Below are 19,732 nucleotides of genomic sequence, written 5' to 3'. Positions count from 1 at the left end.
TACTAGGTTTTTAATTGTCATAAAACTTTCACAAGTACCAAATAGGTTGGGCTGCAACAACTAACACTTATATGAAAACTTATCTCTTCATTTTTCTAGTGCATCTTCTAAGAAAAAAAGTTATATTTAAATAGTAGTTATTTCTTTATAACTCTCATAAGAGAATATCTATTCATTCCCACATCGCTTCTGATTCCCACAGATCAAAAGCAAAAAAGTAGGCCTAGCTAATGCTAGGCCTACTTTTTTTATTTACCTTGCTCCCGCGCTAATCTTCTTGCTTCACGTGCTGCTTTCCTTGCTGCTCGCTCATCATCAACGGGCGCTTTCACATCTTCAATTGCTTCTTTTTTCTTCCATATTTTCTCTAAATCAAGCCCGGCCATTGTTGCGTAGCGTTTAAAGCGTTTTTCTGCATCCAAGCGGGTTTTCTCAGATAGTTTTGTGGCAACTTCTGGATTTGCTTTATAGAGCGCCGAGTATCTTGTTTCGCGTTTTAGGAAGTCTTCGAATTGATCGAAATCGACTTTTTTGTAGTCCATCGTCATTGGATTTTTTCCTTTTTCTTCCAGTGCTGGATTGTAACGATACAAACTCCAATAGCCGCATTCCACTGCTTTTTGCGTTTCACTAAGCATCGTTTTCATACCGCTTGAAATTCCGTGATTAATACATGGCGTATAAGCAATAATTAAAGATGGCCCTGGATATGCTTCCGCTTCTTCAATTGCTTTTAAGGTTTGGCGCTTATTCGCTCCCATCGCAATTTGGGCTACATAAATATTTCCATAGCTCATCGCCATAATGCCAAGATCTTTTTTGCCGACCGATTTCCCACCTGAAGCAAATTTGGCGATAGCTGCTGTTGGTGTGGCTTTCGATGATTGTCCACCAGTATTTGAATATACTTCATTATCCATTACGAAAATATTCACATCTTCGCCGGATGCTAACACATGATCAATTCCGCCGAAGCCGATATCATATGCCCAGCCGTCGCCACCAAGCATCCACTGCGAGCGTTTAATAAATAATTCACGATCATTATAAATCGACTCGAGTGCCGCGTTGCCTTCCATCTCACTAAGAAGCGCAAGTTGTAATGCTTCTGCTCGTTCGCGCGTATCTTCTGAAACGTCCATTTGCAGTTGCCAATCAACAAGCGCCTCGCGTAACGTTTCTGACATGGCTTCTTCTCTGAGCGCTTTTGTCACTTTATTGTTTAAAGCTTTTCTCATAGTTTGGTTCGCTAAATACATGCCATAACCATATTCTGCGTTATCTTCTAAAAGGGAATTTCCCCATGCTGGTCCATGTCCTTTATCATTGACAGTATAAGGTGTTGCTGGTGCAGATGCGCCCCAAATTGAGGAACAACCAGTTGCATTAGCAATCATCATCCGGTCGCCGAACATTTGCGTTAATAATTTAACATACGGGGTTTCACCACAACCTGCACAAGCTCCAGAGAACTCCAGTAACGGCTGTTCAAATTGACTTCCCGGCACAGTATTTTTCTTTCCAGGGTTTTTCTTCGGTTTCACATTAATCGCAAATGACCAATTCGGATTTTCTTTAGCAGCAACCTCTTCAAATGGTTTCATTACAAGCGCTTTTTCTTTCGCTGGACAAGTTTCCGCACATAAGTTACAACCAGTACAGTCCATTGGGGAAACTTGGATACGGTAACGAAGACCATCTTTTCCGCGCATTTCACGTGTCATAAAGCCTTCTGGAGCAGATTCCATTTCTTCTTCGTCTGTTAAAATCGGACGAATGGCAGCATGTGGACATACAAAGGCACATTCATTACACATCGTACAGTTTTCAGAAATCCATTCCGGAACTTCGAGCGCAATTCCACGTTTTTCGTAAGCTGCGGTCCCCGGAGGATAAGCCCCACTGACCATACCATTCGAAATTAAATCACCAACAGTCAAGTTGTCGCCTTCTAAACGATTCACTGGTTCAAGGATGTTTTGTACGTAAGCTGGTTTTTCAGTCGCTGCATTTGTTTCTGCTGTTACAACTGGATTTGCCCAGCTTGCAGGAACTTCTACTTTATGCAAATTGGCAACAGTTTGGTCCATCGCGAGAATATTTTTCTCCGCAACCGCCATATCTTTTTTCCCGTAAGTAGCGATAGCCGATTCTTTTAAATCAGCCAGTGCTTTTTCGAATGGTAAAATGTCAGTCACTCGGAAAAAGGCAGTTTGCATAACAGTATTAATTCTTCTACCAAGTCCCGCTTCTCCCGCAATTCTCATCGCATTTAATGTATAAAATTGAATATTATTTTTCGCTATATATTCGCGCATTGCAGCTGGTAAATGACGTTCTAACTGCTCGCCTTCCCAAATGGTATTGAGCAAGAATGTTCCGCCTGGTTTTAAACCTTTTAATAAATCATAGGAACGTAAATAGGCCGAGGTGGAGCAGGAAACGAAATCTGCTTGTTGGATTAGGTAAGCGGAGCGAATTCGTTTTTCTCCAAAGCGTAAATGCGAAACGGTTAACCCGCCCGATTTTTTCGAATCATAGGAAAAGTAACCCTGTGCGTATAAATCGGTATTATCGCCAATAATTTTGATTGCGGCTTTATTTGCGCCAACAGTACCATCCGAGCCAAAACCCCAGAATTTGCATTGGAAAGTTTTTTCAGAAGTGAGGTCACTCGGTCCATCATTTTCGATAGATAGGTTCGTAATATCATCTGTAATCCCAATCGTAAAGCGCGGTTTTGGTTTTTCGGTCATTAGGTGCGAATAAACACCGAGAATCTGGTCTGGTGTAACATCTTTTGAACCTAAGCCATATCTACCGCCAATAACTAGTGGACGAGTCTCACTATCATAAAGCACACTTTGCACGTCGAGTAAAAGTGGTTCCCCGCCTGATCCGGGTTCTTTCGTCCGATCTAAAACAGCCACACGTTCTACTGTTTTCGGCAGTTTTGTTAAAAAGTTTTCTGCTGGGAAAGGACGATATAAGCGAATATTTAGCAAACCGACTTTTTTCCCTTGGGTTGTTAAGTAATCAATGACTTGCTCGATGACTGGTGTTACGGAGCCCATCGCCACAATGACATCTGTTGCGTCTTCTGCTCCATAATAATTTACTAAGTCATAATCTGTGCCACGAAGCTGATTAATTTCTTGCATATAATTTTGAACGATACTAGGAATTTCCTCGTAATAACGGTTCACCGTTTCTCTTTGTTGGAAAAAGATATCTGGATTTTGATTCGAACCTAATGTTTTAGGATTGTTTGGCGTCATTGCGCGATTTCTAAATTGTTGTAATGCCTCTTTGTCGAGCAAATTTTCTAATTCGTCATATTCAAGTACTTCGATTTTTTGCAATTCGTGGCTCGTCCGAAAGCCGTCAAAGAAATTTAAAAATGGCAAACTTCCTTTTAGTGAAGCCAGATGAGCAACTGCAGATAAGTCCATTACTTCTTGAACGGAACCTTCTGCTAGCATCGCAAATCCAGTTTGGCGCGCTGCCATCACGTCACTATGATCACCAAAAATATTCAGCGATGCCGCCGAAATCGTTCTTGCGGAAACATGGAAAACAGTTGGCAATAGTTCACCGGCAATTTTGTACATATTAGGAATCATTAAAAGTAAACCTTGGCTTGCTGTGTATGTGCTAGTTAGCGCGCCAGCTTGAAGTGATCCGTGAACTGTTCCTGCTGCTCCTGCTTCGGACTGCATTTCTACTACTTTTACAGGTTCATTAAATAAATTTTTCTTGTTCTTTGATGACCATTCGTCCACAAGTTCAGCCATGGTGGAGGAAGGGGTAATCGGATAGATTGCTGCAACTTCTGTAAAAGCATAAGAAATATAAGCTGCGGCCGTGTTTCCATCCATTGTTTTTCTATTTCGCATAAGACTCAACACTTCCAGTCATTCTAGTTTTATAATCATTCTTATTTTACACCACTATTCGCTTATACTCAATGCTTCACAAGGACTAGTAAAAGTGTAGATTTTTAACAAAAAAAAGAAACTAGACGTCAAATAGTCTAGTTTCTTTTATAATTATTCGTTTAATTCTAAAACAGATTCAGCAATATTGTTTGCATGGTCACCAATTCGCTCTAAATCACTGACGATATCAATGTATAAAATTCCGCTAACAACTTGGCATTTGCCTTCGTTTAAGCGACGAATATGATTTTTACGTAGTCTGCGTTCTGCTTTATCAATATCTTTTTCTACTAAAATAGTTTCTTCTGCGAGTGCGCGATCTTTTTTATGCATGGATTTCACTGCTCGTTCAAAGTTCGCGGTTGTCAGCTCAAACATTTCAATGAGTTGCTCGGAAGCTTCTTCTGACATTTTCGCTTTATTTTTAATTAGTTGATCGATGTTTTCTACGATGTTTTCCATGTGATCACCGACGCGTTCAATATCACGAACGGTATCAAGCATTAGCGCATGTTCTTCTGTCTCATTGTTTGTTAAGGCAACAGAAGAAATTTTCGTTAAGTACTCGGTGATTTTTCGGTCTAAATTATTTACGGCTTCTTCTACTTGAACAGTGGATTCCGCATGCTTTGAGTCCCGGTTCACAAGGTATTGTCTCGCTTCTTGCAAACCAAATTTCGCGTAATCTGCCATACGAAGCGTTTCCTCACGAGCCATTTCCAGTGCAATACCCGGAGATTGATCGATTAAATTGGTATCTAAATGTTTTGTTTTATAGTCAATTCGCGAGTCGTCGCCAGGAATAAGCTTCGTAACAAGCCATGCAAATGCACCGATAAACCAGAATTGAATAAAGGTATTCGTAATATTAAACGTCCCGTGCGCAACCGCAATCGTCATTTCTGGGTTTAGTCCAAACAGTCCTTGCAGGTAGGCAACCAGAGAAGTGAATAGCGGAAGTATCAGCATGAAAATGATTGCACCGATTAAGTTAAAGATAACATGTGTCGCTGCTGCACGTTTCGCGGCAACACTCGCACCAATCGCTGCAAGAACAGCTGTGATGGTTGTTCCGATATTGTCACCGAATAGAACCGGTAAGGCGGCTTGAAGATCAATTGCACCTTGCCCATATAATTCTTGTAAAATCCCGATAGTCGCACTCGATGACTGTACAACTGCCGTGAAGATTGTTCCGATTAGCAAACCTAAGAATGGATTCGTACTCATTTGTGCAGTTAATTCATGGAAAGATTCCATTCCAGCAAGAGGTTTCATCCCTTGCCCCATCAAATCTAGTCCATAAAATAAGGCACCAAATCCAAAGAATACTTGGCCAATATTTTTCACTTTATGATTTTTAAAGAAGAATAAAAGTACTGCACCAACAGCAATTATTGGTAAAGAGTATTCGGATAGCTTAATCCCAATAATAAAGGCGGTAACGGTTGTTCCGATGTTCGCCCCCATGATAACACCAATTGCCTGTTTTAACGTCATAAATCCGGCACTTACTAATCCGACCGTCAAAACAGTCGTACCCGAGCTACTTTGAATTAATACGGTAACTAAAATCCCGGCAAGTACACCCATAAAAGGATTCGTTGTGTACTTATCTAAAATATCGCGGAGTCTGTCGCCAGCTGCCATTTGCAGTCCGTCTCCCATATATTTTATACCGAAAAGAAAAATTCCAAGTCCTCCGATAAATTGAAAAATCATCTGCTGAATATTTATGTCTCCCATGAAAATCTCCTTTTTGTCTGTAATCTTGTAATTTCACTCTTTTTTCATCATAAAAGAAAGTAAAAGTAACGTAAATACCTTTTTTTTATTTTGTAAAGGGAAGTACAAGCAATCCTCTGAAAGTTGTTGATATTAAAGGTTTTAACACGTTCGGAATATATTGTTAAGTTTTTGTAAAGGCTGATTTAATAACTTATTTTATTTTTCGCTGCGTAATTTCGCGATAAATTCTTTGGCAGCGACTACGTTTAATTGTTTGCTTTCTTGCAAAAATGTGGCTACTATTTCGATTTCATCTGCTTCTGCGCCAGCTGTCATTGCAAGAGATTTCGCTTGTAGTGACATATGACCACGTTGAATACCTTCTGTTACGAGTGCTTTTAAAGCAGCGAGATTTTGCGTTAATCCAACGGCACAAACTAACATCGCTAGTTCCTTCGCTGATTCTACTCGAGCAATTTTTTTAGAAAGACTCGCAATCGGATGAATCGCTATAGAACCACCTACAAAGGCCACTGGCATCGGTAAAGTTAGCTCCCCAACCAAATACCCGTCCGCATCTTTTGACCACTTAGACATCGGTTTATAGCTTCCTGTTCTGGCTGCGTAGGCGTGACTTGCTGCTTCTACCGCGCGCCAATCGTTCCCAAACGCCATAATTACCGCATCAATGCCATTCATTATTCCTTTATTATGTGTTGCTGCCCGGTAAATATCCGCGTCGGCAAATTCATATGCAGCAATAATTCTATCACGAACCCATTCACCGCTCTGGGTTTTGGTTGCTAAGCTTTCTGGATTAATCCGACAAACAGCAGTTGCGGTCGCTTCATCTACTAAATTAGATAAAATGCGCATATTGGCTGTTCCGTTCGTCAACATTTCTAATTCTGGTGCTAGGGTTTCGACCATCGTATTGACCATATTCGCGCCCATTGCTTCTTGGGTGTCTACGAGTAAATGAACGATAAATAACGTTTCGTCATTCGCTGTTTGTGCTGTTCTGACTTGAATTTTAACCGCACCACCGCCACGCTTTTGTAACGATGGATGAGCTTGGTTAGCGATAGCAATTAGTTGTTCTTCGTTCGCAATGATGTTTTCTTTTGCTGCTTGGATATCAGAAACAGAAATCAACTCAATCTGACCAATCATTTTTCGTTTCGTTGCACTTCCAGTTATCCCGCCATTTTGTGCAATAAGTTTTGCCCCAGCGCTTTGTGCCGCCACAACAGAAGGCTCCTCCATCGCCATGGGTACAACATAACGTTTATCATTTAAAAGCATATTCATTCCTAATCCGAGCGGCAGCGAATAAATACCAATCGTGTTTTCAATCATATGATTCGCTTTATCAAAAGAAAGAGCCCCTGTAGAAGCTAAAAATGCTTGTTCTTCTTCATTTAAATCAGCATATTCCGCCAAAATTGCATGTCGTTCTTCTACTGTTTTTTTATAAAATTTATCAAAAGCATTCATTGCTTTATCACCTCAAATTAAAATTTATACATCTACTTGACTATAGCATATTTCGAAACTGGATGTAACGGTCCCAGAAGTCTCCTTCTAATTCAGCACGTTTCTTTGGTTTTTCCCATTTTCCGACTACTTCGCCATTTGTAATAATAGCCGGTCTGAAAATCCCGTTTTTCGTCATAATTTCATCGTGCCATATTTCCGGTAAAACGGCTGAGCGATCTCGGTAGCCGATAATCCATTCATCAAAACCAGCAAGTGGAATTGTAGCTAGCATTGTGCCATTTTTAACCAATGTTGTTATGTAATAATCGCCTATTTTAGGCATATCCGCTAACCCTATTTTGGCATCGGTCACAGTTAATCCAGACCAAAAACAAAAATCTTTTAAAGTAGCAGGTGCATGGCTTTGGATGTAACGTTTTGCAAGTTCTTTTAGTGCTTCTTCTCGAGTGAAATGATTCGTATCAGCCGGAATGTGTGTCGTATTTCTAAAAGTTTCATCCGGGCCTGAACAAATGACTTTCCGCGAGCTTAAATAAACTAACAGCTGAGCAAAAGCAATCCCTACGCTCGGTAAATCTTTCGTCGCTAAATGGGCCGCCAAGTCTTTTCTCGTAACGGCTTGTTCTGAAACAATTTCCGAAACGACTTCTATAGCCTTTTGAAGCACCTCTTCTGTTAGGTCTAATTTCGCTCGGTAAGGTTTACATATTTTATCTATCGTAGGCGCAATTAAATCCATCATCCAGTGATAATCTTTGGCTGAAAACAAGTGAATTGTTCCGCGCAAAAGCCATGTACGAATAATTTCACCATTATCAATCGCTTGTTTGACAGCTTGCTCACTTGGCGTCGTCATTCTACTCCCAACAGCCCAGAGCGACTGACCATAGTTTTGTGATTGCATTGCTCCAAAATGAAAAACAATTCTTTCCGGAGAGCCACTCCTCGCAGTTTGTATTAATTTCTGACTTTGAAAGCGGTTTTCTATTATTGTTTTTGCGTCCATCTGTTAACCTCTTTTTTTAGTTTATTGTAGCATAAAAATCCCCTCCAGTTCGATAAGCTGGAAGGGATTTTTTACTATTAGAAATTAAAGTTGTCTGGATCTGGGCCAGTTCTTTCGTCTTTATTTAATCCGCTGATTTTTGCAACCTCTTCTTCGGTTAATTCGAAGTCGAAAATATCAGCATTTTGGATAATACGTTCTTGGTGGACTGATTTTGGAATCGTCACGACACCGATTTGTAAGTCCCAACGTAGGATAACTTGTGCAACAGATTTACCATGCGCATCTGCAATCGCTTTGATTTCTGGGTTAGAAAGCAGTTTGCCGTTACCTAATGGAGACCAAGCTTCTACTACAATGTTGTTTTCAGCACAGAATTTACGTAATGGTTCTTGTGTTAATTGTGGATGTAATTCAATTTGGTTTACCATTGGAGCAATTTCCGCGTCTTCCATTAATTCTTTTAAGTGATGCTCGTGGAAGTTACATACGCCGATTGCGCGAACACGTTTGTCTTTATATAATTTTTCAAAAGCGCGCCAAGTGTCTTTGAATTTACCTTTGACTGGCCAGTGAATTAAATATAAGTCTACATAATCAAGTTCTAATTTGCGTAAACTTTCATCAAATGCAGCCAAAGTAGATTCATAACCTTGCTCAGCATTCCAAAGTTTCGTTGTTACGAATAAGTCTTCTCTCTTAATTCCAGACTCTTTAATCGCTTGTCCAACGCCTTCTTCATTTTTGTAAGCAGCTGCTGTATCAATGCTAATGTAACCAGCTTCGATTGCCCATTTAACAGAATTTACTGCTTCATCGCCGTCTTGCACTTTCCATACGCCAAATCCTAAACGGGGCATTTCTACACCATTTGCAAGTTTCACTGTATCTTTTAAGTTCAATTTATCCGCCTCCTAAAAGTAATAACACGTTTACTATACACCTTAGAGTATACTCAAAGGCAAACATTTGGCTTTTCGATTTTCAAGGTGCTATTATTAAGAAAAAAAGAGGTGGTTTTAGTGCAACAAACAATCAAAGAAGCTTCCGAACACACGGGTTTAAGCGCCCATACGATTCGCTACTATGAACGAGAAGGATTAATTCCTTTTCTAGCACGCGATAAAAATAATAACCGGATTTTTGATAATGATGCCCTTCACTGGCTTGAACTACTCACCTGTTTACGCGTCACCGGAATGCCCCTTGCTAAACAAAAAGAAATAGTTGAACTAACTAAAGGTGGTGACGGTACTGTCTCTGAACGAATCGCTGTACTGAAAGAACATCAACAAGATATGTACCGCCGGCAAGCAGAGCTAGACCGAGCATTTAAAAAAATCGAGAAAAAATTAGCTTGCTACGAAGAGTTAGAACAAGAAGTAAATAAAAGTGTGGACCAGTTTAGCTAACTGATCCACACTTTTTTATAGTTGTTTTTTCTTTTTTCGGTGTCTTCTAATAAGATAAATAAATAGACCAATGATTACGACAAGTAGAATCCCACCAACAATCGCAATGTTTTTTACGTTTGGTACGGTGACTTCAAAATACATTTCGGATTTTTTGTCGAGAGGCACATCCCAAGTGAGCTTACCGCCATCCACACTTTTAGCATTGTTCTCTCCAATTGACGAAATCGGTAAATCCAAAATAAATGTATAATCAACTTGGCTTAAAATTTCTTTTGGAAACGGAACATCCGCCACTTCTTTTTTCCATATCTTTTCGATGTCAATATCGGCATCTACTTTGATTTTTTGTGTGAAGAAACTTTTGCTATTGGTAATTTTTACCCCAAAATCTTCCGGTTTCATATCGCTTTTCGTTGTTTCATTTTTATCTACTTTCTTTTCAATATGATAGCTTGTATTTGATTTTTTATCTACTGTAAATCCAGCTTCTTTCAGTTTAGCTTCTACTTCATCCGAGTAACTTGAGGCGAAAATCCCTGCTACAGAAGAAATATCGATATCAAAGGAAATGGTCGCTTCCCCTTTTTTATCCACTTTTACTGTATTTGTTACATCGGCACATCCAGCAAGAACTAGAACCAAACTTAGTACCACTGTGAAAATAATTTTTTTCATTGGTTGGCCTCATTTCTTATTTTTGCATATGTTCATATTCGTGACCGCTAAGTGTGATTTCTCCAGTTACATGAAATCCTAGACGTTCATAAAGCCGCTTGGCATGCGGATTTCCTTTGTCACAATTTAGTCCAACTACTTTTTCACCATCTTCTGCAGCAATTTCTGTTAATTTTGCAAGAAGTGCTGTTCCAACACCATGACCACGATATTTTTCGTTTGTAACAATCGAATCTAAGTACCATTCACCAGGAAATGTTTCTTTATCGGCAAATATTGGTTCTTCGTATCTGATGCCGTGTTTCTTTGCAATCTCGTTCCACGCGCGGTCGATTTCAGGTTCGATTTCACCAGGATACCCTGCCAGAACTCCCGCAATATCCCCTTCTTTTTCATACACATGCAGATGTCTATAACTATAACGATAATCTTCTGTTTGAATCGCTTCAATTAGCGCATTCGTAATTGCTTCTTCCGTCTCTACTTCTAAAATAGGTAATTCCATATCTTTCCATATTACTAGTAAAAGTGGTGCTATTTTTGGTGCATCTGATTTTTTCGCATGTCGAATCAATTTTACGTCCTCATTTCTAATTTCATTGTCTCATTTTACTATTCTTTCCGCCCCACTTGCAAAAATAAAATGCTATTAGGATTACTTTCCTCCAAATAGCATTTTATTCTTATTGCTGTGCTGCTTTTTGTAAGAAGTCTAATGCTTTACTTGTTAAATCTGTATCTTCCATAATTTTAGGTTCTTCTTGCGTTAATAATTTGGTCAGTTTTTTTGTCTCTTCAAACGTTAAATGTTCTAAATTTTTCAAGCTGTGTGCTATTGGTAAAACCGATTTCATATAAGCTTTCAGCGCTTCCAATCCTAGATTTTCTGTCAAAATACCTTGGCGTAATAAGAGCCTTGCTTTCTCGGTAAAATCTGCATCTAAACTGACATCATAGCCTAAATGTTGTTGCTCGGTATCATGATTGTCTAAAAAATGCACTTCGATGGCAATCTGTTCTACCTCATACACCCGTAAACGAATACGCATATCTGACTCAAAGACTAGTTTCACACGAAAATCTGCCCCTAGCGCCTCGTTCATTTCTACTACTTCCCCTAAAAGCCAAGCATGAAAAGCTAGTAGTTTTTGACGTACTTTATTATTTTTAATATGTTCCAAAACATACGGAAGCACGATTTTATTTGCATCGTCCGTCCAGTAAGTTGGTAGATCCCGCCAATATTTTTCTGTATCTGTACTCGTTCCATTGACTAGAAGAAGCGGATACGGATAGGCACTCATATCACAAAATTGATTTTTTTGAAGTTCATATAAAAATGGAATCGTTTTTTTCACCGTTTTATTTTCGATTCCAAGTTTTTCAACAAGAGGTGCGATAACGATAGCAATTTCTCCGATAACTTCCTCAGCCCTCATTTGCGCCGCTTCATTTCCCGGATAGCGTGTACCGATATTTTTACCAAAGTTACGCTCTAATAATGCGGCTACCAATTTTTCTGTTTCATTCATATAGTTGCCCTCCTTCAAGCTTTTGCTCTTTTTCGCTGAATAAGCTTTTGAATTTCTACAAATAGGAGTGGGAACATCGAGAGGATGAATGCGAGAATCCAGTGCGTTAAGCTCATTTCTACTAAGAAGAACATGTTCGCAAGTGGTGGAATAATCGCAAGTCCTAAAATAATCAACATCGAACAAATCGCGCTAAAGAACAAGCCTCGGTTGGATAAAAATCCGATAGTGAAAATCGACTTATCACTTCTTACGTTGAAAATATGCGCGACAGATGACCATGCTAGAATAACAAACGCCATCGTCATCCCAACTTCATAGCTTGCACCAATCGAATTATTAATCGTTACAAACTGCCCGATATAAAATCCTGCAAGTGTCACAATCGTAAAGACAACAGCTTGTATCGCCATTTTCTTTCCAAGGCCATTCGCAAAGATCCCTGCATTTTTTGGAATTGGCTTACGCTCCATAATCGAGTCATCTGCCTTTTCACGACTTAAGAAGAAGCCTGGAATCCCATCAGACACAACGTTGATTAATAGCAACTGAACAGCTACAACCGGCGCGCCCCAGCCAAGAATAATCGCAATTAACATAATGAAAATTTGAGAAAAGTTTGTACTTAGTAAAAAGTAAATCGTTTTGCGGATATTCTCATAGGCTGTACGCCCTTCTTTGACTGCATCTACAATCGTTGCAAAATTATCGTCGGTTATAACCATATCTGCAGCGTTTTTAGATACATCTGTTCCAGTGATTCCCATCGCAGCACCAACATCCGCTGCTTTTAGAGCTGGCGCATCATTTACACCATCACCTGTCATTGTTACAATTTCACCATTTTTCTGCCAAGCTTTAACGATTCGAATTTTATCTTCTGGACTAACACGCGCATATACCGCATAATCTCGAATGTTTTTCTCCAGATCTGCTTCTGACATTTCAGCAAGCTCTGCTCCAGTAATCGCTTTGTCCCCATCCGTTAAAATACCAATTTCTTTTGCAATTGCTGATGCCGTTACAATGTGGTCACCAGTAATCATTACAGTCTTAATACCCGCTTTTTTCGCCGCTAACACAGCCGCTTTACTTTCTGGTCTCGGTGGGTCAATCATCCCAACCATCCCAGCAAAAGTTAAGTCTGTCTCAAGCGCCTCACTAGACAAGTCTGTCGGCATTTCTGCATATTTTTTATACGCAACAACTAGCACCCGAAGCGCATCTTCCGCAAAACTGTCATGTACCCGCTCCGCTTCCGCTAAAAACTCCTCTGAAAAATTTACGGGAATTCGGTCAAAAGCACCTTTTGTAATAGAAAGAAATCCGTCTTCTACTTGGTGAATCGTCGTCATAAGCTTTCTATCTGAATCAAAAGGAAGTTCGAACACGCGTGGATATTTAGCTTCCAATGCTTTTTTAGTTGTTCCTTTTTCTTCTAGTAAACGGATAATCGCGCTTTCGGTTGGGTCACCAATGATGGTTTCTTCGCCGTCAGTTACATCAATCGTCGCGTTACTGGAAAGACTCAGCATTTCTAATACTTTTTGTTCTGCAGTATCAAATTCAGCTGTTGCTTTTATCGGCGCATGGTCTGCTGCCCAGATTTGTTGGATAATCATTTTATTTTGCGTTAATGTTCCTGTTTTATCAGAACAAATAACAGATGTATTTCCGATTGTTTCTACTGCAGGAATTCGGCGGATAATCGTATTTTTCCGCACCATATTTTGAACGCCGTAAGCAAGTGTTAATGTCACAATAACTGGTAATGTCTCAGGAACTGCTGCTACCGCTAGAGAAATCGCAATCATCAACGTTTCAATAATCGTTTCACCGTACACATACACATCAATGATAAAAATTAAAATACCTGCTAAAAGTGCTACAATACTAAGTCGTTTTGCTAATTCTTTTAAGCGAAGTTGTAAAGGCGTCATCAGTTTTGAGGTGCTGTTTAAAAGTCCAGCAATTTTCCCCATCTCTGTTTCCATCCCAATTTCTACGACAACCGCCGTGGCGCGGCCATTCGTTACAAGACAGCCTGAGTAAAGCATATTCAGACGGTCGCCAATTGGTGCTTTTTCCGAAACAACCGCATTTGCGTCTTTTTCAACCGGAACACTTTCACCAGTTAACGCAGATTCCTCGACTTGCAAACTGCTACTAGAAATAATCCGTGCATCTGCTGGAATCATATCTCCTGCAACGATTTCAATAATATCCCCTGGCACTAATTCCGTTGCGTCCACTTGCATCCGCACACCATCACGAACGACCGTCGTTAAATGCGCATTCATACTTTGTAATGCAGCAAGTGCTTTCTCGGCGCTGTTTTCTTGGTAAATGCCGAGCACCATATTCAACACGACAATTCCTAAAATAACAACAACCTTCGCCCAACCATATCCAGTTGTAATTGCTAAATAAGCCGAAATCGCCGCTGCAAAAAGCAACACAATCGTCGTAATTTCAACTAAATGGTGACCAATTTTTTGAAGAAGTGATTCTTTCTTCCCCTCTTCAAATTCATTCGTCCCGAACTCTGCATGTTTTTGTTTCACTTGTTCTTTCGTTAACCCTGTGTCTAAATTCGTGTGTAGTTTGCTGAGAAGTTGCTCAATTGACTCTTTTACCCAAAGCATACATCTACCTCCTACGCACCTACTCCCAAAAGCAAGTACTTACTTTATTTTGTTGCAAAAAAATATTAATTTAAATATATCCGATTTCTTAGTGTAATTGTATAATATATCACGTTTATTTGCAAGCATTTTGTTTTTATTCACAAATCCTTATTATTTTGAGACATGACTTCGCAGTAGATTAGGCTTATACTAAAGCTATTAATTGTATAGGAGATGATGAGATGTCTTTTGCAGTTCCTTACTTAGTTTTTAACGGAGAAGGTCAAGATGCGCTAACATTTTATGCAGATGTGTTTCAAGCTGAGATTACAAACGTTCAGCGTTTTAAAGAGATGAACAATTTTGATGGTGATGCCGTTTTTGGCGAACGATTGATGCACAGCCGTTTAGCTAAAAATGGCGAAGAATTTATTTATATTACCGATGCACCTTATGATGGTTTTACAACCGGGAACCGCGTGACGATCTTGATTAATTTTGAAACAGAGGATGATATTAAGTACGCCTATGAAGTTTTGAGTGCTACGGGCAAAGTGGAAATGGAGTTGCAAGTGGCGTTCTGGGGTTCGACTTATGCGCAGGTGACGGACCGGTTTGGGGTGTTTTGGCAGCTTAATTTTTATAAAAAAAGTTGAGCTTAGTATGCGCTCAACTTTTTTTATAAATCTTTTATCATAATAATATCAGTTTGACAATCATCGCCCATGAAAAAATCATGTTGTCCATTTTTAATAAAACCCAGCTTTTCATAAAATTGAATAGCGTTCTTATTCTTTTCCCAAACGCCTAACCATATTTTTTCTACCCCAACTTCTTTCGCTATCTCTATTGCTTGATTAAATAACTCTTTACCTAATCCCTTTTTTTGGAATGACTTCAATACATAAATACGCTCTATTTCGATTGTATTCCCAGCTATTTCTTCTGTTTGAGCATCTCCTATATTTAGTTTTAAATAACCAGCAATAGCTTCTTGGTGAAAAACAAAATAAAAATAGGAATGTGGTTTTTTTAGTTCATCGCTTAATTTTTTAGCCGTAAAATTTGTTTTTAAATATGCATCCATGTTTTCTGGTTTATTTTGCACTCTAAATGTTTCATCAAATGTCTTATAACTTATTTCTAAGAGTGCTTGGGAATCACTTATTGTACATAATTTTATCATTACTTTTCCTCCAAATTAATAACTTCTTTTACTGCCTTTTTTTACAAATAACCAGTCATCTGCAATATTTTCTTTGACCTTCTTGAGCGCATCGGCGAGCATATTAATTTCAGCCTCAGTAAATCCCTTTAAAGCTACTGCATTGGAGTATTCATTCTCGCGGATAATTAAGGGATATAGTTGCTGTCCTTTCTCTGTTGGGAATAATAGTTTATTTTTTTTATTATTCTTATCCTGTTTCTTTATAATCAAACCGTTTTTCTCTAACTTCTTAATAGCTCTCGAAGCAGTGGTTCGATCGATTTTTAAAATATCTACTAGTTTTTCTTGAATAATCCCTTGGTTCTCGCAAATTCTAACTAGATAGATAAATTGCCCTTTTGCTAGATTTAATTCTTTAAATTCGATATTACTTATTGAATCAAGTGCACGTGCAATTACACCTATATCTCTTAATATATCTTTCATCGCCAATCTCCTTTTGTTGCATTTGCAATAATATAGCTTTACATAGTATAACATAGAGGATGTATTGATGAAACAGAAATGAATTTTTCTACTAACTAAAAAAGCCGTATCAGCACTAAGTGAACTGGCACGGCTTTTTATAACTTACTAAAAATCCAAATATTATATTAAGGAATTTATCAAAGTTATTTTACTCAAACGTTTCAAAAGAAAGCAGTTTGAAACATTATTTTAATTCTAACCCAGCAATCACTTTCTTAGCATCTGTCATCATCTCTTCGATAACATCTTTACAAGGTTTGATTTCTGTAATTAAGCCAGCGATTTGCCCGGCCATGACGGATCCGTTGTCTGTGTCGCCTTCTTGTACTGCTTTTCGTAAAGAACCTAAAGTTAGCTCTTCTAACGTGTCGCGATCGGCGTTTTCTTCTTCTAAACGGATGTATTCTTTGATCATTTTGTTTTTAATCGAGCGGACTGGTGCGCCTGCTTTTCGTCCGGTAACCATTGTGTCGCGGTCGGAAGCTTTAATCACGGCTGCTTTGAAGTCTGGGTGTACTGGGCATTCATCGGTTGCTAGGAAGCGTGTGCCGATTTGGACACCTTTTGCACCTAGAGCTAGCGCTGCGACGATTCCGCGACCATCTGCAATTCCACCTGCGCCAATGACTGGGATAGTAACGGCATCCACGATTTGAGGTAAAAGCGCCATTGTTGTTGTTTCGCCGACGTGTCCGCCTGCTTCTGTTCCTTCTGCGATAACTGCATCTGCGCCCATTTTTTCCATACGTTTAGCAATCATCACGGATGGGACAACGGGAATCACGATAATTCCAGCTTCTTTCCAAATTGGCATGAACGTTTTTGGCGTTCCCGCTCCGGTTGTAACGATTCCCACTTTTTCTTCAATAATTACTTCGGTTAATTCGGCAATATTGGTCATCATTAGCATTAAGTTGACGCCAAATGGTTTATCTGTCAGTGCTTTTGTTTTTTGGATTTCTTCGCGTAGCATGTCGGCAGTCATTCCGCCAGAAGCGATAATTCCTAAACCGCCTGCATTAGACACAGCGGCTACAAGTGGAGCTTTGGCAATTTGAGCCATCGCACCTTGGATAATCGGATATTTAATATTTAATAAGTTCGTAATGGACATCTTTTTCCTCCTGCGTTCTTGTTTGTTTTATCACAATTTAGTATATCAAAAAACAGCCCTATAAACTAGAGCTGTTTTTCGGCTTTAATTGGACTCTTCAGCATCCACTGCTAGTAAGACACAGCCAGTTATACCAGCATCATCTTCTAGTTTTGGAGGAACGATGTATTCGTCTAAATCCGGCAATTGCACATAATTGTTCACGAGTGCCTTCAATTTTTGGCGGACAAGTGGGAAAAGTTGACGTTGTTTCATGACGCCTCCACCTAACACGATTCTTTCTGGGGATAAGATAAGTGTGTAATTCATTAAAGCTTGCGCGATATAATGCGCTTCTAAATTCCACACTTCTTCATTATCCGCAAGTTCTGCCGCTTTTTGACCCCAACGTTTTTCAATTGCTCCACCTGCTGCAAGACCTTCTAAACAGTCGCTATGACTCGGGCAACTTCCTATAAAACGGTCACGCTTATGACGGCGCACCATAATATGTCCCATTTCTGGATGAGAAAAACCTTCTAGAATTTTACCAGAAACAACTGCTCCACCACCGATTCCTGTTCCGATCGTTAAATAAATACAACTATCCAAACCTGCTGCCGCGCCTAAACTTACCTCTCCTAAAGCGGCTGCATTAACATCCGTCGTAAAACCAATAGGTACATTAAATTCCTTTTTCATTGCACCAACGATATCATAATTGCGCCATGCAAGCTTTGGTGTTTGCGTGATATAACCGTATGTAGCACTTGATTTCCGAATATCAATCGGTCCAAATGAGCCAATCCCAATTGCTTTTAATTCATCCTCATACTGTTTAAAAAATTGAATGACTGCTTTCATTGTTTCTGCTGGCTCCGTTGTCGGGTAGCTCTCGCGTTTAATAATTTTCCCTGACTTTTCTCCGATTGCTACGACAAATTTAGTTCCTCCTGCTTCAATTGCTCCATAAACCATTCAAAAAAACTTCCCTTCTCGTAAGTTTTATAACGCTTTCATTTTACAATAGATTTTTGGAAAAAGAAACTTATTTTCTAAAAACTTATAATTTTAATTCTAAATACCTAATTTAACAGATATTTAAACGCAAAATTTTACTTCTTAAAAATCCACTTCACAAGTCGCGCATATTCATCAAAAAATGGAGGGATTTCAGATGGATTTAATCCGTATTCCATATTATTTTTAATCCCTTGGTTGTACCATTTTTGCAGATCATAGCCGCGTTTAAAATAGCTCCAGACAGACTTTCCTTCTGAGCTTAAGGCATATTTGACGGATGTTAGATTGTCTAGCTTATCTGCAACAATTAGAGCTTTTTCTTCTAAGTTTCCAGTGCGCACTTGTTCGATTGTGTGTGCTTTTCGTTCTTCCCAGGATAAGGTTTTATTTTCTGTATGAGACGCTACTAAATCGGCTACTTCATCGCCAAAAGTTGCGCGAATATCGGCATCGGTCATTTCCGTATCCTCAACGGCATCGTGCAGTAATCCCGCAACAACAACTTCTTCGCGAAAACCAGCGCGGCGCAAAATTCTCGCTACGTTTAAGGGGTGCGAAAAATAAGGCTCGCCAGTAATTTTGCGAACTTGTCCACTATGCGCTTCAATCATCATCTGTCTCGCTTTTTCATACATAAAAAGAAGCCTCCACTCAGAATCTATGTCTATACTATACAAGATTCGAGCGAGGCTTTCTAGTTTTTTAATTGTAAAAAGTAATTTCACGACCATTTAAATCTTGTACTGGTCGACTTGTATTACCAATTGCTTTTTCAAATTCAGTGAAATCTTCTTGGCCAAGTGTCTTCGCATTTTTTAACACGATCCAAGTCACGCCTTCCACGGTTGGTGGTGTCGTCCGTGAACCTTGGTACGTATAGAAAACACGTTCTTTTGGCATAAATTCATTCACGTCTAAAGTAATTTCCCGTTCTGTTTCAAAATCAGCGAACACTTCTGGGAAATAGGTTGGTAAATCTTTGAATTCGACATTATTTGTATTATCAATTTCCATCCAAGCACTCATAACAAGCGTTGTGCCGTCTGGTTTTTCATGAACAAAATGCCATTCAATCGGATATATATAACCGTCAAGCAAATGCTCAGCCGGAATATGGGCATGGAATGATACAAGTGGATAATATTCGCCGTTAAAGCGTAACCCTTGTTCTTTATCATGCGGAAAAACGTGCACCGATTGTTCAATTCTTCTAATCGTATAGTCTGTTTCTTTATAGTAAAACTTCATTGTTGATGGTTTTAATTTCACAACGTCAGCTTGTTCGATATTTACTGGCGATTGTGCCTTTCCAGTATGTGCGATTTCAAAGTCAGAGCAGATATGCCCCCACATTTCTGGCCCAGTCTTTTCATCGTAACCCCATAACACTTTCTCCTTAGTCATAACCATTTCTCCTTTTCGAAAAAAATTGCGTAACATTATTTTAGCGGATAGCTGATCTATTCCACAAGTAATTTGCTTAATGTTCGTGTTTTGAC

At 39.3% G+C, this 19,732-nt stretch carries 17 protein-coding genes; 2 read left to right on the top strand and 15 right to left on the bottom strand.

Going from position 1 to position 19,732, the window contains the following annotated elements; translation table 11 throughout:
- Positions 1–248 precede the first annotated feature (248 nt).
- From nifJ to CKV70_RS04225, 5 genes are all read right to left on the bottom strand, one after another.
- The gene (gene nifJ, locus CKV70_RS04245; RefSeq protein ID WP_014600650.1) at positions 249–3,896 is read right to left on the bottom strand and encodes a pyruvate:ferredoxin (flavodoxin) oxidoreductase; all 3,648 of its coding nucleotides are present in this window, start codon (positions 3,894–3,896) and stop codon (positions 249–251) included.
- Positions 3,897–4,049: 153 nt separating this feature from the next.
- The gene (locus tag CKV70_RS04240; protein WP_014600649.1) at positions 4,050–5,684 is read right to left on the bottom strand and encodes a Na/Pi cotransporter family protein; all 1,635 of its coding nucleotides are present in this window, start codon (positions 5,682–5,684) and stop codon (positions 4,050–4,052) included.
- A gap of 198 nt (positions 5,685–5,882) precedes the next feature.
- A complete protein-coding gene (locus CKV70_RS04235; RefSeq protein WP_003721392.1) occupies positions 5,883–7,163 on the bottom strand; it encodes a hydroxymethylglutaryl-CoA reductase, degradative in 1,281 nt (426 codons plus the stop codon).
- Positions 7,164–7,203: 40 nt separating this feature from the next.
- The gene (locus tag CKV70_RS04230; RefSeq protein WP_014600648.1) at positions 7,204–8,172 is read right to left on the bottom strand and encodes a winged helix DNA-binding domain-containing protein; all 969 of its coding nucleotides are present in this window, start codon (positions 8,170–8,172) and stop codon (positions 7,204–7,206) included.
- A 77-nt stretch (positions 8,173–8,249) separates the two neighbouring features.
- Positions 8,250–9,074, bottom strand: a complete 825-nt coding sequence (locus tag CKV70_RS04225; protein WP_009924976.1) for an aldo/keto reductase — start codon at positions 9,072–9,074, stop codon at positions 8,250–8,252.
- Positions 9,075–9,194: 120 nt separating this feature from the next.
- On the opposite strand from CKV70_RS04225, the gene CKV70_RS04215 reads away from it, so the two are divergent.
- Positions 9,195–9,584, top strand: a complete 390-nt coding sequence (locus CKV70_RS04215) for a MerR family transcriptional regulator (RefSeq protein WP_003721389.1) — start codon at positions 9,195–9,197, stop codon at positions 9,582–9,584.
- A gap of 15 nt (positions 9,585–9,599) precedes the next feature.
- Here CKV70_RS04215 and CKV70_RS04210 read toward each other — a convergent pair whose 3' ends face one another.
- The 4 genes from CKV70_RS04210 to CKV70_RS04195 form a co-directional block, all read right to left on the bottom strand.
- Complete coding sequence (locus CKV70_RS04210) at positions 9,600–10,262, bottom strand: EGFR-like transmembrane domain-containing protein (RefSeq protein WP_003732954.1); 663 nt, start codon at positions 10,260–10,262, stop codon at positions 9,600–9,602.
- Between the two features lie 16 nt (positions 10,263–10,278).
- Positions 10,279–10,836, bottom strand: coding sequence for a GNAT family N-acetyltransferase (locus CKV70_RS04205; protein ID WP_014600647.1), 558 nt, complete (start codon positions 10,834–10,836; stop codon positions 10,279–10,281).
- Positions 10,837–10,945: 109 nt separating this feature from the next.
- On the bottom strand, positions 10,946–11,794 hold the full coding sequence (locus CKV70_RS04200; RefSeq protein ID WP_003732952.1) for a hypothetical protein: 849 nt from the start codon (positions 11,792–11,794) through the stop codon (positions 10,946–10,948).
- 14 nt (positions 11,795–11,808) lie between these two features.
- Complete coding sequence (locus CKV70_RS04195) at positions 11,809–14,439, bottom strand: cation-translocating P-type ATPase (protein WP_014600646.1); 2,631 nt, start codon at positions 14,437–14,439, stop codon at positions 11,809–11,811.
- A gap of 224 nt (positions 14,440–14,663) precedes the next feature.
- Here CKV70_RS04195 and CKV70_RS04190 point away from each other — a divergent pair, with 224 nt between their 5' ends.
- A complete protein-coding gene (locus tag CKV70_RS04190; RefSeq protein WP_014600645.1) occupies positions 14,664–15,077 on the top strand; it encodes a VOC family protein in 414 nt (137 codons plus the stop codon).
- Between the two features lie 23 nt (positions 15,078–15,100).
- On the opposite strand, the gene CKV70_RS04185 is transcribed toward CKV70_RS04190, so the two are convergent.
- From CKV70_RS04185 to CKV70_RS04160, 6 genes are all read right to left on the bottom strand, one after another.
- Positions 15,101–15,607 (bottom strand): GNAT family N-acetyltransferase, encoded by a 507-nt coding sequence (locus tag CKV70_RS04185; protein ID WP_014600644.1) that lies wholly within the window; start codon positions 15,605–15,607, stop codon positions 15,101–15,103.
- A gap of 15 nt (positions 15,608–15,622) precedes the next feature.
- Positions 15,623–16,075: a MarR family winged helix-turn-helix transcriptional regulator gene (locus CKV70_RS04180; protein WP_014600643.1), complete on the bottom strand. Its 453-nt coding sequence runs from the start codon at positions 16,073–16,075 to the stop codon at positions 15,623–15,625.
- 226 nt (positions 16,076–16,301) lie between these two features.
- Positions 16,302–17,231: a nitronate monooxygenase gene (locus CKV70_RS04175; protein WP_014930846.1), complete on the bottom strand. Its 930-nt coding sequence runs from the start codon at positions 17,229–17,231 to the stop codon at positions 16,302–16,304.
- An 84-nt stretch (positions 17,232–17,315) separates the two neighbouring features.
- Positions 17,316–18,188, bottom strand: a complete 873-nt coding sequence (locus tag CKV70_RS04170) for an ROK family protein (RefSeq protein WP_014600641.1) — start codon at positions 18,186–18,188, stop codon at positions 17,316–17,318.
- A 137-nt stretch (positions 18,189–18,325) separates the two neighbouring features.
- Positions 18,326–18,868 carry an HD domain-containing protein gene (locus tag CKV70_RS04165; protein WP_003730082.1) on the bottom strand — a complete coding sequence of 181 codons (543 nt, stop codon included), beginning with the start codon at positions 18,866–18,868 and terminating at the stop codon, positions 18,326–18,328.
- Positions 18,869–18,935: 67 nt separating this feature from the next.
- Positions 18,936–19,637 carry a carbonic anhydrase gene (locus CKV70_RS04160; RefSeq protein ID WP_014600640.1) on the bottom strand — a complete coding sequence of 234 codons (702 nt, stop codon included), beginning with the start codon at positions 19,635–19,637 and terminating at the stop codon, positions 18,936–18,938.
- Between the last annotated feature and the right edge of the window lie 95 nt (positions 19,638–19,732).

Origin of the sequence: Listeria monocytogenes (assembly GCF_900187225.1) — a bacterium.
Taxonomy (GTDB): domain Bacteria; phylum Bacillota; class Bacilli; order Lactobacillales; family Listeriaceae; genus Listeria; species Listeria monocytogenes.
This window is presented reverse-complemented; position numbering and strand designations above follow the sequence as displayed.